This is a genomic window from Mesorhizobium sp. B2-1-3, from assembly GCF_006442495.1.
Lineage (GTDB): Bacteria > Pseudomonadota > Alphaproteobacteria > Rhizobiales > Rhizobiaceae > Mesorhizobium.
Map to the genome: position 1 here is coordinate 278,896 of NZ_VFWL01000002.1, position 15,786 is coordinate 294,681.

The 15,786-nt window shown below is 64.3% G+C and carries 20 protein-coding genes; 19 read left to right on the forward strand and 1 reads right to left on the reverse strand.

What is annotated here, in order from left to right; all coding sequences use genetic code 11:
- Position 1 precedes the first annotated feature (1 nt).
- The 13 genes from gpW to FJ973_RS06015 all read left to right on the forward strand — a co-directional run bounded on the left by gpW (position 2) and on the right by FJ973_RS06015 (position 7,958).
- Positions 2-229, forward strand: coding sequence for a gpW family head-tail joining protein (gpW, locus tag FJ973_RS05955; protein WP_140555199.1), 228 nt, complete (start codon positions 2-4; stop codon positions 227-229).
- On the forward strand, positions 226-1,839 hold the full coding sequence (locus FJ973_RS05960; protein WP_140555200.1) for a phage portal protein: 1,614 nt from the start codon (positions 226-228) through the stop codon (positions 1,837-1,839). Before gpW ends, FJ973_RS05960 begins: the two co-directional genes overlap by 4 nt.
- Entirely contained in the window at positions 1,839-2,735 is an 897-nt protein-coding gene (locus FJ973_RS05965) for a S49 family peptidase (RefSeq protein WP_140555202.1), read from the forward strand. The genes FJ973_RS05960 and FJ973_RS05965 overlap by 1 nt, the downstream gene beginning before the upstream one ends.
- Positions 2,736-2,760: 25 nt before the next feature.
- A complete protein-coding gene (locus FJ973_RS05970; protein ID WP_140555204.1) occupies positions 2,761-3,267 on the forward strand; it encodes a hypothetical protein in 507 nt (168 codons plus the stop codon).
- Between the two features lie 123 nt (positions 3,268-3,390).
- Entirely contained in the window at positions 3,391-4,017 is a 627-nt protein-coding gene (locus tag FJ973_RS05975; RefSeq protein ID WP_140555206.1) for a head decoration protein, read from the forward strand.
- A 109-nt stretch (positions 4,018-4,126) separates the two neighbouring features.
- Positions 4,127-5,143 carry a major capsid protein gene (locus tag FJ973_RS05980; RefSeq protein ID WP_140555207.1) on the forward strand — a complete coding sequence of 339 codons (1,017 nt, stop codon included), beginning with the start codon at positions 4,127-4,129 and terminating at the stop codon, positions 5,141-5,143.
- A gap of 64 nt (positions 5,144-5,207) precedes the next feature.
- Complete coding sequence (locus FJ973_RS05985) at positions 5,208-5,723, forward strand: hypothetical protein (RefSeq protein WP_140555209.1); 516 nt, start codon at positions 5,208-5,210, stop codon at positions 5,721-5,723.
- A 45-nt stretch (positions 5,724-5,768) separates the two neighbouring features.
- Positions 5,769-6,140, forward strand: a complete 372-nt coding sequence (locus tag FJ973_RS05990; protein ID WP_140555211.1) for a hypothetical protein — start codon at positions 5,769-5,771, stop codon at positions 6,138-6,140.
- Complete coding sequence (locus tag FJ973_RS05995) at positions 6,140-6,484, forward strand: hypothetical protein (RefSeq protein WP_140555213.1); 345 nt, start codon at positions 6,140-6,142, stop codon at positions 6,482-6,484. The genes FJ973_RS05990 and FJ973_RS05995 overlap by 1 nt, the downstream gene beginning before the upstream one ends.
- A 10-nt stretch (positions 6,485-6,494) precedes the next feature.
- Positions 6,495-6,935 (forward strand): hypothetical protein, encoded by a 441-nt coding sequence (locus FJ973_RS06000; RefSeq protein ID WP_140555215.1) that lies wholly within the window; start codon positions 6,495-6,497, stop codon positions 6,933-6,935.
- A gap of 11 nt (positions 6,936-6,946) precedes the next feature.
- Complete coding sequence (locus tag FJ973_RS06005) at positions 6,947-7,387, forward strand: hypothetical protein (RefSeq protein WP_140555217.1); 441 nt, start codon at positions 6,947-6,949, stop codon at positions 7,385-7,387.
- Positions 7,387-7,725, forward strand: coding sequence for a hypothetical protein (locus FJ973_RS06010; RefSeq protein WP_140555219.1), 339 nt, complete (start codon positions 7,387-7,389; stop codon positions 7,723-7,725). Before FJ973_RS06005 ends, FJ973_RS06010 begins: the two co-directional genes overlap by 1 nt.
- A 29-nt stretch (positions 7,726-7,754) precedes the next feature.
- On the forward strand, positions 7,755-7,958 hold the full coding sequence (locus tag FJ973_RS06015) for a phage tail assembly chaperone (RefSeq protein WP_140555221.1): 204 nt from the start codon (positions 7,755-7,757) through the stop codon (positions 7,956-7,958).
- A gap of 109 nt (positions 7,959-8,067) precedes the next feature.
- Here the strand turns inward: FJ973_RS06015 and FJ973_RS31135 are convergent, their stop codons facing one another.
- The gene (locus tag FJ973_RS31135; RefSeq protein ID WP_140555223.1) at positions 8,068-8,565 is read right to left on the reverse strand and encodes a hypothetical protein; all 498 of its coding nucleotides are present in this window, start codon (positions 8,563-8,565) and stop codon (positions 8,068-8,070) included.
- Between the two features lie 15 nt (positions 8,566-8,580).
- Here FJ973_RS31135 and FJ973_RS06025 point away from each other — a divergent pair, with 15 nt between their 5' ends.
- The 6 genes from FJ973_RS06025 to FJ973_RS06050 are packed head-to-tail and all read left to right on the forward strand — an operon-like array spanning position 8,581 to position 15,773.
- On the forward strand, positions 8,581-9,948 hold the full coding sequence (locus FJ973_RS06025; RefSeq protein ID WP_140555225.1) for a hypothetical protein: 1,368 nt from the start codon (positions 8,581-8,583) through the stop codon (positions 9,946-9,948).
- The gene (locus tag FJ973_RS06030) at positions 9,945-10,556 is read left to right on the forward strand and encodes a hypothetical protein (RefSeq protein WP_140555227.1); all 612 of its coding nucleotides are present in this window, start codon (positions 9,945-9,947) and stop codon (positions 10,554-10,556) included. Before FJ973_RS06025 ends, FJ973_RS06030 begins: the two co-directional genes overlap by 4 nt.
- Entirely contained in the window at positions 10,553-11,131 is a 579-nt protein-coding gene (locus FJ973_RS06035; protein ID WP_140555229.1) for a hypothetical protein, read from the forward strand. The genes FJ973_RS06030 and FJ973_RS06035 overlap by 4 nt, the downstream gene beginning before the upstream one ends.
- 33 nt (positions 11,132-11,164) lie before the next feature.
- A complete protein-coding gene (locus tag FJ973_RS06040) occupies positions 11,165-11,584 on the forward strand; it encodes a hypothetical protein (protein ID WP_140555231.1) in 420 nt (139 codons plus the stop codon).
- Positions 11,584-14,181 carry a phage tail protein gene (locus FJ973_RS06045; protein ID WP_140555233.1) on the forward strand — a complete coding sequence of 866 codons (2,598 nt, stop codon included), beginning with the start codon at positions 11,584-11,586 and terminating at the stop codon, positions 14,179-14,181. The genes FJ973_RS06040 and FJ973_RS06045 overlap by 1 nt, the downstream gene beginning before the upstream one ends.
- Positions 14,178-15,773, forward strand: coding sequence for a hypothetical protein (locus FJ973_RS06050; RefSeq protein ID WP_140555235.1), 1,596 nt, complete (start codon positions 14,178-14,180; stop codon positions 15,771-15,773). Before FJ973_RS06045 ends, FJ973_RS06050 begins: the two co-directional genes overlap by 4 nt.
- Positions 15,774-15,786: the final 13 nt, after the last annotated feature.

The window sequence follows — 15,786 nt, forward strand, 5'->3', positions numbered from 1 at the left end:
GATGGCGCTGACCGACGACGAAAGGGCTGTGCTGACCGCGCGCCTTGCATCGGCCGAGACGGCCCTGCACAGCCTGATGGTCGGCCAGTCCGCCGTGTCGCTGTCCTATGACGGCGAAAGCGTGACATACAGCCAGGCCGACGAGGCGAAACTGCGCCGCTATATCGGTGAGTTGAAATCGCAGCTCGGAATCGGCTGCAATCCATACCGGCGAGGGGTGCGCGCATGACCGCGATCCTCGACCGCTTCGGCGCGCCGATCAAGGCGCAGGGCATCGTGCAGCGTGGCATGCCGTTCGGCCGCACGGCCTACGAGGCAGCCAGCTATTCGCACCAGGACCTCGCCGGCTGGCTGCCGCGCTCGGTGTCAGGCCAATCCGCGCTGACCAATGAGCGCGAGCTGATCACCGATCGCGTGCAGGACATCGCGCGCAACGACGGCTGGGCGTCGGCATCGATGTCGCGCTCGCTCGATCTCGTCGTCGGTTCGGGCTGGCGGCTTTCCGTCGACCTGCCGGCGGCGATGCTCAACCTCGATCCCGACGAGGCCGACGCGATCTCCGACCAGATCGAGGAAGCCTGGACGGCCTATGCCGAGGATCCCGGCTTCTGGTGCAACGCCTCGCGCCAGGGGCCGATGGCGGCCGTGCTTGGCCTCGCCTATCGCCAGCGTGTCGGCGACGGCGAGGCGCTTGCCGAGATCTGCTGGGACGAACGCCGCGGCGGGCCCTTCGCCACCTTCGTCAAGATGATCGATCCGGACCGGCTGTCTAATCCGAACAACACCTTCGACACAGCCGACCTTCGCGCCGGCGTGCAGCTGGACGAGCATGGCGCGGCGATCGGCTATCACGTGCGCACGCACCATCCCGACGACGATGCGGTCTGGGGCGCCGGCATGCCCGAATGGAGCTTCGTCGAGCGCGAGACCGAATGGGGCCGTCCGGTCATGGTCCATGCCTTCGAGGCGGACAGGGCTGGGCAGTTCCGCGGCGTTCCCCCGATGGCGCCGATCCTGCGCAAGCTGAAGCAGATGGTGAAGTATGACGAGGCCGAGCTGCAGGCCGCCCTCGTCAACGCGGTGCTGGCCGCGTTCATCACCTCGCCGGGGAATCACGATGATCTCGCCGAGGCATTGACCGCGCCCGACATCAACAAGCTCAACCTCGACCGGCTCAACGCTTACAAGGAAGCGCCACCGCGGCTGCCCGGCGGCACCGCGCATTTCCTCTACCCCGGCGACCAGGTGACGCTGACCCAGCCCGGTCATCCGAATTCCGGCTTTGAGGCATTCTTCCGCGCCGGCTTGCGCAACGTCGCGTCGACGGTCGGCCTGACCTACGAGCAGCTGACCATGGACTGGTCGCAGGTGAACTATTCCAGCGCCCGAGCCGCGCTGCTGGAAATCTGGCGCGGCCTGACAGCGCGCAAGGACATGTTTGCCGCCCAGTTCATGGGCCAGATCTATCGGGCATGGCTCGAGGAGTATTTCGACAGGCGCCTGATCAAGCTGCCGTCCAAGGCGCCTTCGTTCGAAGCCATGCCGGCCGCATGGGCGCGGGCGGACTGGATCGGGCCGGCGCGCGGCTGGGTCGACCCTGAAAAGGAAGCCAAGGCGGCAGGCCTGCGGCTGTCGCTCGGCATCTCCGATCTCGATCGGGAATGCGCCGAGCAGGGGCTCGACTGGAAACAGGTCACCCGCAAGCGCGGCCGCATCCGCCGCATGATGATCGCCGAAGGCCTCAACCCCGATCCGGCCCAGCCGGAATTGGTCAGCCAGAACTCGACTGCCGATGATGGCGACCAGCGCGACCGGCGCGAACGGCAGGAGGCCGCGTGATGCGAACCTATCCATTCCAGGCAGCGCGCATGTTCAACACGCCGCTGCTGGTTCATCCCGGCAAGGCGGAGATCATTTGCCGCGCGGTCGGCCGCCGCATTCTCGGCGCCGACATTGACGTCCGCGCGCCGCAGGCCGGCATCCTTGGCGAGCCGATCCGCGAGGACACCAATGTCGACTGGTTCACCGGGGAGGAAAACAGCTCCCTCGAAAGCGTGCGCCGCGTCGGCAATGTCGCAGTGCTGGAGATCGAAGGCTCGCTTGTCGCCAAGGGCAAATGGACCGGCGCCTATTCCGGCATGACCTCCTACGAGGGGCTCAATGCCCAGATTTCCGACCTGCGCGCTGATGACAGCGTGCGCGGCGTTGTCCTCGAGATCGACAGCTTCGGCGGCGAGGTTGCCGGCGCGTTCGATTGCGCCGACCAGATCGCGGCACTCTCGGCCGAGAAGCCGGTCATCGCCATCCTGACCGACCATGCCTGCTCGGCGGGCTATCTCGTGGCTTCGCCCGCGCGATCGATCATCGTCCCGCGCACCGGCATGGTCGGCTCCATCGGCGTCATCTCCATGCATGTCGACATGTCGCGTGCGTTCGACGAGGCCGGCCTCACCGTCACCATTCTCGCGGCCGGCAAGTTCAAGGCGGACGGCTCGCCCTACGCGCCGCTTCCCGACGCCACGGCGGACAAGTTCCGCGCCGAAATGGAAATGCTTCGCGAGATCTTCGCGGAGGCGGTCGGTCGCTATCGCGGCGACCGGTTGCCGAAAGCCAAGGCCCTCGCCACCGAGGCCGAAACCTACGTCGGACAGGCGGCGGTCGATGCCGGCCTGGCCGACGCGGTGGCAAACCCGACCGAGGCCTTCAAGGCCTTCGTAACCGAGATGGCCGGCTGACGCCCGCCCGAACTGGAGAAGCAACATGAGCAGCCTGATGAACGCAATCCGTCGCGCGACGGGCGGCAACCCGCGCCTCGAGGACGACAAGCCTGATGACACGGACGAAGACAAGAACAAGGCCGAAGACACGGCCGACGAACCGGCTGACGACGACGATGACGTGTCGGACGATGACGATCCCGAAGCCGAGGAAGACAAGGACATGTCGGCCGCCGATCGCGCCGTCTTCGCCAGGGGCCGCAAGGTCGAGCGCAAGCGGATCGGCGCGATTCTCGGCTCCAAGGCGGCGATGGCCAATCCGGCGCTTGCCGCGCATCTCGCCTTTGCCACCAACGACCGCGCCTCGAAGGTTCTCGCGGCGCTGAAGGCGGCCGGCCCGGCGGCATCCGCCACTGGCCTGGCCGCGCGCATGGGCAATCGCCCGTCGCAGCTCGGCCGCGGCGGCGACAGGCCGACCAGCCGCAAGGACGCGGGCGCCGCCTGGGATGGTGCCTTGGCAGCTGCCGGCGTCAAGACCAAGCGCAAGTAGCACTCTCGACAGGTCGCCGCCGCGATCGGTCGCGGCGGCCAATGACATCCCGCGCCCAAGACGCCGGCGCGGCATGGAACGGCCCGCTGGCCGAAGCCGGCGTCCAACAGGAAAGGAAATGACATGACGACCTTTGTGGAAGGGCCGCGCACGGCCGAATTCCTGATCTCGGAAGCGGAGCATTTCCGTTCCCGCGATGTCGGCACGATCGACGCCACAGGCGGAGCGCTCGATGCCGGCACGATCCTTGGCAGGATCACCCTGGGTGCTGCTGTCGCGGTTGCCAAGGGCGGCAACACCGGCAACGCCACCGTCTCGGCGGTGACCCGCGGGCCGGGTGCGAAAGTCGGCGTCTATTCGGTCGATTTCACCGCCGCGACCAAGTTCGACGTCACCGACCCGGACGGCTTCAAGATCAAGTCGGGCTCCACCGGCGTCGCCTATGCCGACGATCTCGGCTTCACCATCACCGCCGGCGCCACGCCGATGGTGGCGGGCGATGGCTTCAACATCACCGTCGCGGCCGGCGCCGGCAAGTACAAGCGCCACGATCCTGCCGCCGTCGACGGCAGCCAAGTAGAAGCGGCGGTCCTGTTCGAAGCGATCGGTGCCGTCGAGGACGATCGCACCGTCGTCGCCCGCGCGGCGGCGGTGAAGTCCTCGAAGCTGATCTACGCCGCCGGGGCCAACGATGCCCAGAAGGCCAAGACCAAGGTCGCCCTCGAAGCGCGCGGCATCATCGTCCGCTGACATCATTCCCGGGCGCCCGTCGGCGCCTGGTCTTTTCCGCAGTCATCCAGGCCTCGCGCCGATTTTAACACAAACAGCGCGGCCGCCGGCCGCCGATGGAGAAACCGCCATGCTGTCCATGGACGCATTCAACGACAAGGCCTTCTCGATGGTCAGCCTCACGGCGGCTATCAACAACATCGACTATGTCCCGAACCTGCTCGGTTCGCTCGGCATCTTCGAGGACACGCCCGTCTACACCCGCACCATCGGGGTCGAAAAGAAGGGCCAGACGCTCAGCCTGATCCCGACCTCGCCGCTGGGCGCGGCACCCCGCGAAACCGATCGCGACGGTCGCGATATCCGTGACCTGCGCACCGTTCGTCTGGCCGATTCCTTCACCCTTTATGCCTACGAAGTCGAAGGCATCCGCGCCTTCGGCACCGAAAGCGAGTTCGAATCGCTGCAGGTCGAATACGCCGGGCGTATGGCCAAGGTGCGCACCAACATGGAGCTGACGCACGAATATCATCGCCTCGGCGCTCTCCAGGGCAAACTGCTCGATGCCGACGGCACCTCAGTCATCTACAACTATTTCACCGAATTCGGCATCGCCGAGCCCGCCGCGATCGACTTCAATCTGGACGACGTCAACACCGATGTCTGGGCCAAGTGCCAGTTGGTGAAGCGGGCCGTCATCCGTGCTTCCAAGGGCGTGTTCACGCCGGCTTCGAGCGTCCACGCTCTGGCTGGCGACGCCTTCTACGACGCCCTGACCCAGCACCCGAAAGTGTTCCAGTTCTATATGAACTGGCAGGCTGCGCAGCAAATCCGCGAGGTCAAGGCGTTCGAAAGCTTCGAGTTCGGCGGCATCGTCTGGCACAATTATCGCGGCACTGACGACAATTCGACCGTCGCCATCCCCGTCGACGAGGCGAAATTCTTTCCGGTCAATGCGCCCGGTGTCTTCGTCAAGGCGATGGCGCCGGCCGAGTTCGGTCCGTTCGTCAACACGCGCGGGCAGGACACCTACGCGATCAATGTCCTCGACAAGGATCGCCAGGCCTGGACCAAGGGCGAACTCTACTCCTACCCGCTCTATCTCTGCGCCCGGCCCGACGTGCTCCAGAAGGCAACGCGCACCTGACATCATGATCCGAGGCCGGGCAGCCATGCCCGGCCGCTGACGTCTGCAACAAGGAATTCAGGCAATGACCGCAAAAGCGTCTATCTCGATGACCGTCTCGGGCGGGCAGGAGGGTGCGAATTCATTCGGCGGCGGACCGTTCTGGAACGGTCTCATTTCATTTGCGTCCGCATTGGGTTCCGGTGTCGCGGGCAAGCAGATCGACACTCTCTATATGGCGGAGCGGACGGTGGCCGCCTCGAGCAGCGACGATATCGATCTTGCCGGCGTTTTGACGGATGCACTCGGGGCATCGATCGTTGCCGCCGAACTGGTCGGAATTGTCGTTGTCAACGAACCGAAGGATCCTGCCGCCGCGCGCAACCAGTCCACCCTGACAATCGGCGGTGCGACAAATCCGGTTCCCGGCTTTTCGGCGGCCATCGTCCCGATCGAACCGGGCGGCGTGTTTGCCGCGTTCTCTCCCGGCACTGCGGGCATTGCAACGGTGACGGCGGCGACCGGCGACAAGATCCGCGTCGCCAACGGAGCCGGCGGAACGGCAAAATACCAGATTGCGATTTTGGCGCGCTCCGCCTGACCGCATCCGCGACGTCCTCATATCAACCCCGATCAGGAGGCACCCATGGCCACGGCAGTCGAAACCATCCGCGTCACAGCGGAAAATACCAGCGGTCGCGGCAAGGTGCTGCGCACCCATGGCGGCACCGTCGAGGTGCCATCCTACGGCAAGCTCGTCGATGTCGATATCCTGCCGCTGAGCGAGGAGCAGATCGAGGACTATCGTGTCCGCCACGGCGTGATCATAACCCTGGCGGCGCACGCGCCGGCCCGCAAGAAGAAGGGCCGCAAGACCCCTGACCGCGCCGCTCTGGAGAGCGCGGTGACCGAAGCGGAAGCAGCGCTGCAGGCGGCAGAGGCCGGGAACGACCTCGATGCCATCGCCGGCGCTCAACAGGCGCTCGACGAGGCCGAGCGGGCCCTGGCGGCTGCCTGATGAGTTTGCGGCCCGCTCTCTTCGCCGGCATGGGCGAGGCCTTCGCCAGGAGCTTCGGCGGCGACAAGGAAGCCCTCGTCACCGTCGCGCCTGGCGACGTGCGCCGGATCCCGGACTGCATCTTTCGCGAGTTCCGCGAAGGCGGCTTCGGCGAAGAGGATGGCGCGGCGATCGAGGGCGTGACGCACACGCTGAAGTTCGCCGCCTCGGCCGATCCCGGCGTTGTCCAGGACATGCCGGTCGAGATCGTCGAACCCGGCCAGACATCAGGTCAAAGCTTTGTTGCCGCCGGCGTCCATTTCGACGGCCGCGCCATGACCCGCGTCCTGCTCGCGACGCCATAGGAATCTTGCCATGCATGTCCGCGAACAGATCGCGCAGCGCTTCGACGCGCTGCTGGCGGCGATAACGGATTTCGCCGACACGTCTGGCCCGCGCACGCGCGACATCCCCGAAGAGCGGCTGCCGGCGGCGACCGTGTTTTCCGTGCGTGAAACGTCCACGGTCGACCACCAGGTCGACGGCACCACGGTCGCCTATCGGCGCGAGGCGGAATTCCTCGTCGTCATCCACCTCGCCGCCGGCGCGCTGCGCACCAACTTCAACGCTTTATGCGTGCCGGTCGAGACCGCCATCCTGGCCGATCCGAAGCAAGCAGGCCTGGCGCGCGGCACTGTGCTTTCCGGAACCGAGTTCGGCATCGACCCGCAGACCTCGAAGCCGCTCGGCTTCGGCTTCGTTCGCTTTCTGGTGATCTACGTCACCTCATCAGCAAATCCTGAAACCCCGCTCTGAAGGAGACGGAAATGGAACTCGGCAGAACCCTTACCATCGCGCGCCACGAGGACAACACCCCGACGCTCGCCACCGATCCGGCCGAATACGCCTTCGTCTGCGGCGGCCGCAGCCGCTCCTTCGACATGAGCGCCAACCGCTTCGACCGCACCGTCCCGGATTTCAACAATCCGGGCGCCCCGCTGGTCAAGGCGGAGGGGTCTGGCATCCAGAACCGGACCTTCCAGATCTCCGGGTTGCAGATCAACAACACCGCCGGCCTCGGCATGCTAGAGGACGCCCGCCAGGCGCGCGACTGGTATTACCTGATCTCGGTGCCGGGCTGGGGCGACTTCTCCGGCAGGTACAATGTGTCGATCACGCTCGCCGGCGAGCTCGAGGGCGACATGACCTATGACGCCAGCTTCTCTCTGGCGGACGGCGCCACCGAAGCCTTCACGCCCGAAACCTGATGGCCAGGCTGCCCAATCCTCTGCGCGGCGAGGCATCGCTGCGCATCGGCACCGTCGACGTCGTGATCGGCGTCGAGTTCGATCGGCTCGCCGCCTATAGCGGCGTGACGTTCATCGACGAGATGTCTGCGGCGCTGCAATCGCTGGTCTCCTTCAGCCCGCGCCATGCCAAGGCGGCCCTGGACTGTTTCGTGATCGACGGCGATGCCGCGGACGCCAAGGCCAGCCTTACCGCGGCTGACGCGCAAGCCTGGCGAAAGGCCTTCACCGAGGCGATCGCGGCGCATCTCGCCAAGGCCGGTCAGCGCGGGAAGGAACAAACCCCGGGAAACGGATAAAGCCCCTGACTGTCAGGGGCTTTGTCGAGATGTGGCAACAGGTGGCGACGGGCCCGCTCGGCTGGCCGCCCGCAACATTCTGGCGCGCCACCTTGTCGGAATTGCTTATCGCCCTCGATGGCAAATTTCCCAACACCAAAGCGCAGCCCTTGAGCGGCGAGGAGAGCGCCGCTCTCGAAGCGCAATTCCGCGCCAAGCAGGAAAAGAGCAGGAAGAAACATGCCGCGCCCTGACGTTGAAGCCTTCATTGACGGCAATGCCAAGGGCTTTGAAAAGGCCATGGCGGATATCCGTCGCTTGACCCAGCAGACGGCGCGCGGCGCCTCGGCGGACTTCGCTGCGCTAAGTTCGAAGATTGCCGGCATCTCGCGCGGCGTGACCGCTTCCCTTGCTGCGATCGGCATCGGCTTTTCGCTGGATGGCGTCCGGAACGCGATCAAGGAAGTCGCGGATATCGGCGATGTCTCCGACAAGGTTGGCCTGACGACGGATGCATTGCAGGAACTTCGTTACGCCGCAGACAAGACCGGGGCATCGACCGACGCGCTCGATCGGTCCATGGCCACTTTCTCCAAAAGCATCGCCGAGGTGGCCACCGGCGCCGATAATGACTTGGCGCGCGTGCTGAAGGCCAACAACGTTGAGCTTCGCGACCAGGACGGCAATCTGCGCAAGCAGATCGACATTCTCGGCGACTACGCCAATCTGATCAAGAACGCTCGCACCGAGCAGGATCAGCTGCGCCTGGCCACAATCGCCTTCGGCGATCGCGGCGGCGACCTTGTCAACACCTTCCGCGGCGGAGCCGATGCAATTCGCGCGATGAGCGATGAGGCGCACAATCTCGGCCTCGTCTTGTCCAACGACATGGTCGCCAGTGCTGATGAAATCGACAAGAAATTCCAGGCGCTCGCCAATACTGTCGAGGTGGGTCTTAAGGGTGCCATCATCAGGGCCGCCGAAGACCTGGAGAACTTCATCGACAAGTTCCAGTCCTTCGACAACCAGAAGTCATCGAGCCTGGATGATCAGCTTGCGGGCATCGGCAAGCAGCGCCTTGATATCGAAAATCAGATCAAGCGGTATCAGAATGGGGAACAGCCGGATGACGGCATCTTCGGAACATCCCTCGGCCAATCCACCGCTGGCGAAGCAATTCAGGCGCTCGAACGCGAAAATGAAGCGCTGGCCGAAAATGAGCGGCAAATCCTGAATGTCGTCTCTGCACGTCGAAAAGACGCCGAGGCGCGCAAGGCCGCAGCGGCCGCTTCACCACCGGATAAGCCGACGGTCATCCCTCCCGCGCCGAAGGCAGGTGGCGCAAAAGGCCACAGGCCGACCGGCGACGATCGTGTCGCCGACGATCTGCAAGCGGTAAAGGATCGCACGGCGGCCCTCGAAGCCGAGCGGCAGGCGCTTGGTCTGTCGTTCAAGGAACAACAACAGCGTCAGATCGCGCTCGATCTCGAGCATCAGGCGCTGAAGGACGTGCGCGAGGAGGCGCGCCGCAAGGGCGATCAGGACTGGCAGAATGCCCAGCTATCGCAGAAGCAGGTCGCCGACATCGAAGCCGTCTCGGAGGCCTATGCCGAGCAGGCCGACCAGCTGCGCAAAGCGACGGAGACGCATGAGCTGCAACGTGACGTCCTGAAAGGTGGCTTCAGCGATCTCCGCTCGGCGCTCCAGGACGGCAAGCTGGATTGGAAGGACCTTGGCGACATCGCCACGAATGCCTTGAGCAAGATCGTCGACAAGATCGAGAACGATCTTGTCGACGCCATCGACCAGGCCAACAGCGCCGCCAACGGCGGGGGAGGCGGCATTCTGGGCCTGCTCACCAAGGGCATCGGCGCGCTTTTCGGTGGTGGCGGATCAGGCCAGCCGCCCATTGTCGGCGGAGACCCCTGGATCGGAATGCGCGCCGGCGGTGGCCCGGTCACGGCCGGGCAGCCTTACCTCGTCGGTGAGAAGCAGCCGGAATTGTTCGTGCCCCGCGTCAGCGGCGTCATCGTTCCCAAGGTGCCGGACATGGACCGCTATTCCGGCGAGGCCGCGGCACCGAACGCCTCCATTACCTATGCGCCCAACATCACGATCGGGCCCAATGCGCAGCCGGGCGTCGCGGAGCAGTTGCAGTCAGTGATGAAACAGCAGCAGCGCGACTTTACCAAGAACGTCGCCAAGGCCCTGCGGGAAATGAAGATCAAGGGTATCCGGGCATGACGATCAACCTACCGGCGGTGCGGTTCCAGTTGACGCGTCCGGCCCTGGTCGATTCCGTGTCCGTGGATCGTGCCGGCGAGCGCTACATCGGCTTCATGGACTATGCCGATTCCTACTGGCAGATGCCGATGCGCACGCGGCCTCTCGAGGCCAGCGAATTGATGCTGGTACAGGCGTTCGGCGCACAGGCCAGGCTCGGCAAGGTTACGGTCGTCTGGCGTCCGGTCGATATCTGCCTGCCGCAGGCCTATTGGGGTAACCCGGGCGCGGCGGCGATTGCCGATGACGGCAACCTTGTCTCGGTCACCAACGGCTTCACCGTCGCGATCAACGGCGTCGTCAATGGCCTGACCCTGATGCCGGGAGACCTGTTCTCGTTGCAAAAAGCTGCTTATCGCTCGCTGCACCGCGTCGTCGTCGGCGCGGTCGCGGCGGCCGGAGCGATCGGCCTCACGGTCGAGCCTGCAATCCCCGGCTACATCACGGCCGGCGCCATCGCCAAGTTCCTCAATCCGGAACTGAACTGCCGCGTGGTGCCGGGCTCCTTCGCCATTCCCGACGATCACAAGCCGGTCGCCGCCTTCACCCTGGTCGAGGTGCCGAAATGACCTTTCCGACCCGCTTGCAGGACCTGCTCGAAGAGGGCCGCGTCGTCATTCGCGGCATGATCAAGTTCCAGCTGGGCTCCGGCTTCCATGGCATGTGGCTGGGCAATTACGACCTGGTCTATGACGACGGCGGCGGGCCGGTCACCTACAGGCCGAACCAGCTGCTGTCGGCGGAGCCGCCGGAAGGCTCGCTTGGCATGGAGGCGACCGAGTTTGTCGTCACCATGCCGGCCGCGACCGACTTCGGCGTGACGCCGGACATCCTCGCGCAGATCGAGCAGGAAGACTACAAGGGCCGGCCGTGCTGGATCTACGAGGCCTATTTCGATCCGGACACGCGCGAGCTGCTCTATGTCGAGCAGGAGATGGCGTTCGGCTATGTCGACTTCATTGACCATGTCCAATCGGGCGGCCAGCTTCGGCTTGAAGGCCATGTGATTTCCGGCGCGGTGGACAACCACCGTGACGGTTACCGCTCCGCCAGCAACGAAGACCAGCAGCTGATCTCAGCAGGCGACCTTGGCTTCCAATACGCCACCAGCATCAAGACCGAGAAATTCGACATCAGCTTCTGATCGTCGCTTCACCACCTGGACAGCCACAAAAGCATGACCTCGCAACCTCGTCTCAAAAACTGGGATCGCCGCCTCGCGCGCGTGACCGAGAAGCACCTCGCCATGCCTGGCGAGTGGGGCGTTTCCGATTGCCTGCAAACCGATGGCGAGGCCGTCGAGGCGGTCATCGGAGCCAATCCGTTCGCGGCAGTCCTCAGCCGGTACAAGACTGAAGCCGGCGCCGCGCGGCTGTTGCGCAAGCGCGGCTTTGCCAATGTGGAGGAGGCGCTGGCCAGCCTGTTTGCGAAGATGCCGAGGCTGATGGCGCGTCGCGGCGACCTGGCTGTTGTCGAGCGCAACGGCCAGCTGTGCGCCGGCTATATCTGCGAATATGGCGCGGCCGTGAAGACGGACACGGGGCTGACCTTTGTGCCGCAGACCGAAATCCGCTCGGCTTTCCGCGTAGGCGACTGATGCCTTTTCTCGCGCCGGTCGTCACCAGCATTGGCGGCATCCTGACGGGTGCGTCGGCGTTCCTGAGTTCGGGAACGATCCTGGCCGGCGTGGCGCGCCTCGGCCTTGGCATCGCCGCGCAATATGCCGTCGGCGCCCTGATCGGCACGCCGTCCGCGCCGTCGCAGGTTACGCATCTTCAGGCGCAGTATGGCGAAAACCTGCCGCGCACAGTGGTGCTGGGCAAGCGCGGCCTTGCCGGTCACTTTATTTACCGGAACGCCTATGAGACGGGCAACCGCAGGGTCCAGGACGTCTACGTCCTCTCCCATTTCCGCATCAATGGCGTCACGCGCGTTCGCTACGAGGGCGCATGGAAAACACTCGGCGGCGTGGAAGACCCGGAACGGGGCTTTCGCGTCCAGGACATCGACGCCGAGATCTGGATCAAGGTCTACAAGGGCGCGCTCGACCAGGCCGCCGATCCAAACCTCATTGAGGAAAGCAACCCGCCTGGCCGCTGGACAGCCGCGCACCGGCTTGCCGGCCTTGCCTATGCTGTCGTCACTCAGCAGCTCGACCGGGAGAAGCTTCCCAATCCCTGGGATGCATTCTTCGAGGTCGAGGGCGTCTGCTACGACTGGCGGCAGGATGATTCGGTAGGCGGCGACGGCGACCAGCGCTGGAGCGATCCGGCGACGTGGGGACCGTCCTACAATCCGATCGTCCAGGCCTACAATCTGGAGCGCGGTTTCTATCTCGGCGATCAGCTGATCGTCGGCAAGGGCATCGCCGCGTCACGGCTGCCGCTCGCCAACTGGACGCTTGCCTCCAACATCGCCGACGAGGCGATGGTCAGCGGCCCACGTTACACCTCGTCCTACATCGCTTCGGCCGGCCAAGGCATCACCCATGCCAACAACATGGAGCCGATCCTCGCCGCCTGCGCCGGTTCCTGGTACAACGGACCCGCCGGCGAATATCCGATCGCCGGCGCCAACCAGGCTGTCGTGGCCACCATCACGGACGCCGATCTGCTGGTCGACGAGGATGAGCGCATCTCGCTGAAGCGCACGCGCTCCGAGCTCGTCAACACCATCGCCGGCACATACTACGATCCGACCACGTTCTATGAGCCGTTGCCGCTGGCGACGCGCACCGATGGCGACGCCTTCGCGGCCGACCGCGAGCGGCTGGCCGCCTCGATCGGCTACGAGGCGGTGACCGATCCGGCCGTCGGCGACCGGCTGAACGACATCGCCCTCCGCGCCAGCCGCTACCAGGGCAACGCCGAAATCTGCCTGCGGCCGAAATTCCTTGGCCTCAAGGTCGGCCAGTGGATCAGGTGGCAGAGCGACAAGGCCGACGGATTCGACAAGAGTTTCCAGATCCTTCGGCGCCGGCTGGGCCCGCTCGGCCCAAAGGCATGCCGTGCCGTCTACCTGACCTTGCAGGAAGTCGGCGAAGGCATCTTCGACCCGACTGCCTATCAGACCCTGCCGCCCGATTCCGTGGTGCCCGGCGCCCCGGACTATCAGAGCGAGCTGGTGAATTTCCAGGTCAACGGGATCCTTGGGGAGGCCACCACCGGCTCGAAGCGGGCTGCCATCCGGGCGACCTGGAATGCGCTCGAAGACATCACGATCACCGGTATCGATCTCGAATACGGGCCGATCGCGGCGACCGGACAGGTACCGGCAACGACCATCACCAAGTCGGCGTCATCCGACCAGACGCTGGTGGACATGTACGAGGGCGTCATGTCGTCCTCGCTCTGGGCCGCGCGCTATAAGTTGCGCTCTTCCCCGCCGCGCACCTTCTTTCCGAGCGCATGGTTCGAGGTCGATACGCTCGAGGCGCGCCTTGGCGACGCCGATGTTTATCTCCCCGGCATGGTCGACCAGATCAATCAAGCCACCGCAGACCAGCTTGCTCCGCTGAACGTCAACATCCGCGACGTGATCGAGGATGCCCGCCGAGTCGCGCGCGAGGCGTCGAACCAGGATGCGGGGCAATTCCTCGACCGTCTGTCCTCGCTGACGCAGGTGAAGTCTGTCTATGGGCAGATAACCGCCGATTATCAGCTGCTGGTAACGGCCGCGACCGGACCCGGATCTGCACTTGTGCAAAGGCTGGAAACGCTCGAAGTAGATCTGTCGGGTCTGGCCAGTGTCTCGGCGCTGAATTCGATCGGCTTGGTAGCAACGGACGTCGATGGCCATATCACTGGCGTTGGCACCTCGGTGTCCGGTCTGCAAGCGACCGTCGCCAATTTCTCGGCCTCGAGCCTGTTTCGGGCTTATGTCAGTGCCACCGAGGCTGGCGCGTTGTCGACGATCGGCATCAGTGTGGCCGCCACCGCCGGCGGGGACACCTCGCAAGCTGCCATGCTGCTCTCAGCCCTTGCGGGCGGCGACAGCATGCTCGGGCTGGTCGCCAGCAAGGTCTACATGACCGACGGGATCAACAAATACTCGCCCTTCGTGTTCACGGGGGGTGTCCTCTACCTCGAGGACATCGTCGTCGGCACGCTGAAGTTCAACCAGCTGTCGTCCAACAACGGCAAGCTCGTCATTCGCGGATCGGGCACACTGGCAGACATTTCGGTCTTCGTATGAAGCGCGTCTATTGGGGGAATGTCGCCGGCACAGGTCCGGTTCTCAAGGGCTTCTACAGCGATGCCGACAATCCACTGACGACGCCCGACAGCGCTACGGGCAAGTTTTTCTTCAATTCCAGGATCCAGACCATCGGCTACATTCTGGACATCCTGCCGATCAATGCTGATTTCGTCACCTATCCAGCATCCGGGGGTACAGGGCTTAGCCCGAACCGTTACTATCTGCCGGCCGGCACCGACGAGGACAATTGCCAAATCAGGATTTCCAGTTGGATGAACGACGGGAATTCCTTTCAGGTGAGGGCCTTCTATCAGTCCTGGTTCACGGCGACCTATGGGCTCTCTTACCTGCCTCTCGTCGAGTACCGCCTGGCTCTCAACTACGTGACCAACAAGTTCCGCGGCCCGTATCTGGATCTGCGGCAGGGACAGGCCACCGGCCAGGGTAAGATATGGTCCTGGTCCGGCGCCATATCCCAAATGTTCATCGATCTTGACTCCGGCTATGACAGCGGGGCCGGCGCCAATCGGGCCAGCGTCAAAGTGGGCACGCTCACATCGTCCGGGGCTGCGGAGCCGGTTTCCAGAGCCCTCATGACCGTCTATGCGCTTCCCGCCGAGGCGGACGCGATCCCGAACTTTGCCGGCGTCGCCGTGGCGGGCCAGGAGTCCATCCGCATCAATCCATCCATGTGCCGCGTGGCTCTCCCGGGCTACACGGTCGCGGACACAAACCTCAACCATTACATCCTGCATGAGAACAAAGTGCCGGCGAAAATCATGCGGTGTGGCACTATCACCGTGCCGGCGCTTGGCACGGTAAACATCACGACGCGCCTGCCCATGACGGCCACAACCTACATGGACTTTCTCTGCAAGAAGTCGAGCGAGGCCACCTATTGGAACCCTCCCTATATCGACAGCTTCAATTCGCATGCCAACGACTTCAGCTACACCATCTCGGGCTCGACGCTCACCATCGTCAGCACCTGCGATGTCTCGATCGACATTCTCTACGTGATCTACGCCGATTCAGGCGATGCCTACACGACGGGCGGCAGCAAGGTCACGGTAAGGGCTTCCGATGCCGTGGGTGAATACTATCAGATCAAGCGCCCCGGCTCATCCGATGCCGCTCCGGGGCTGAATGACATCCTGTTCGACACCAGGCTCTCCTATCTGCCGATCCTGAAAGAGGGTTTCCTCAATTATCCGGGAGACTTTCCGACCGATATCTCCGGAGGCAGCGATCGCTTCAAGGGCGTCCGCAAGGCGACGGTCACGGTTCCAAACCCGCAAGGGCTGGCGCTCTTCCCCAAAGCCGGGTCGGTCTATAACGCGCCCGCGCCTCAAGATTACAACGAACCTCGCGTGATGTGGGGACACCATTCGGTCTTCGTCAATGTGGGAACCGATTCCGGCAAGTCCGCCGGCGGGTCGACATGGATCAACCCGACAAGCACGACCAGCGTCGACATCTACACATCAGGCAACGAGCCCTGGACGGTCGCCGACGGTTCCTACAGTTCCTACAATGCCCATCTGAAGGGCGTTCGCTACTACATCTTCGGCGTTCCCAACAGTCTCTGACCCCATCGACCAA

Bases quoted from the DNA above. Each gene is read 5' to 3' on its own strand.
- gpW (WP_140555199.1), top strand. From the start codon at position 2: ATGGCGCTGACCGACGACGAAAGGGCTGTGCTGACCGCGCGCCTTGCA.
- FJ973_RS05960 (WP_140555200.1), top strand. From the start codon at position 226: ATGACCGCGATCCTCGACCGCTTCGGCGCGCCGATCAAGGCGCAGGGC.
- FJ973_RS05965 (WP_140555202.1), top strand. From the start codon at position 1,839: ATGCGAACCTATCCATTCCAGGCAGCGCGCATGTTCAACACGCCGCTG.
- FJ973_RS05970 (WP_140555204.1), top strand. From the start codon at position 2,761: ATGAGCAGCCTGATGAACGCAATCCGTCGCGCGACGGGCGGCAACCCG.
- FJ973_RS05975 (WP_140555206.1), top strand. From the start codon at position 3,391: ATGACGACCTTTGTGGAAGGGCCGCGCACGGCCGAATTCCTGATCTCG.
- FJ973_RS05980 (WP_140555207.1), top strand. From the start codon at position 4,127: ATGCTGTCCATGGACGCATTCAACGACAAGGCCTTCTCGATGGTCAGC.
- FJ973_RS05985 (WP_140555209.1), top strand. From the start codon at position 5,208: ATGACCGCAAAAGCGTCTATCTCGATGACCGTCTCGGGCGGGCAGGAG.
- FJ973_RS05990 (WP_140555211.1), top strand. From the start codon at position 5,769: ATGGCCACGGCAGTCGAAACCATCCGCGTCACAGCGGAAAATACCAGC.
- FJ973_RS05995 (WP_140555213.1), top strand. From the start codon at position 6,140: ATGAGTTTGCGGCCCGCTCTCTTCGCCGGCATGGGCGAGGCCTTCGCC.
- FJ973_RS06000 (WP_140555215.1), top strand. From the start codon at position 6,495: ATGCATGTCCGCGAACAGATCGCGCAGCGCTTCGACGCGCTGCTGGCG.
- FJ973_RS06005 (WP_140555217.1), top strand. From the start codon at position 6,947: ATGGAACTCGGCAGAACCCTTACCATCGCGCGCCACGAGGACAACACC.
- FJ973_RS06010 (WP_140555219.1), top strand. From the start codon at position 7,387: ATGGCCAGGCTGCCCAATCCTCTGCGCGGCGAGGCATCGCTGCGCATC.
- FJ973_RS06015 (WP_140555221.1), top strand. From the start codon at position 7,755: ATGTGGCAACAGGTGGCGACGGGCCCGCTCGGCTGGCCGCCCGCAACA.
- FJ973_RS06030 (WP_140555227.1), top strand. From the start codon at position 9,945: ATGACGATCAACCTACCGGCGGTGCGGTTCCAGTTGACGCGTCCGGCC.
- FJ973_RS06035 (WP_140555229.1), top strand. From the start codon at position 10,553: ATGACCTTTCCGACCCGCTTGCAGGACCTGCTCGAAGAGGGCCGCGTC.
- FJ973_RS06040 (WP_140555231.1), top strand. From the start codon at position 11,165: ATGACCTCGCAACCTCGTCTCAAAAACTGGGATCGCCGCCTCGCGCGC.
- FJ973_RS06045 (WP_140555233.1), top strand. From the start codon at position 11,584: ATGCCTTTTCTCGCGCCGGTCGTCACCAGCATTGGCGGCATCCTGACG.
- FJ973_RS06050 (WP_140555235.1), top strand. From the start codon at position 14,178: ATGAAGCGCGTCTATTGGGGGAATGTCGCCGGCACAGGTCCGGTTCTC.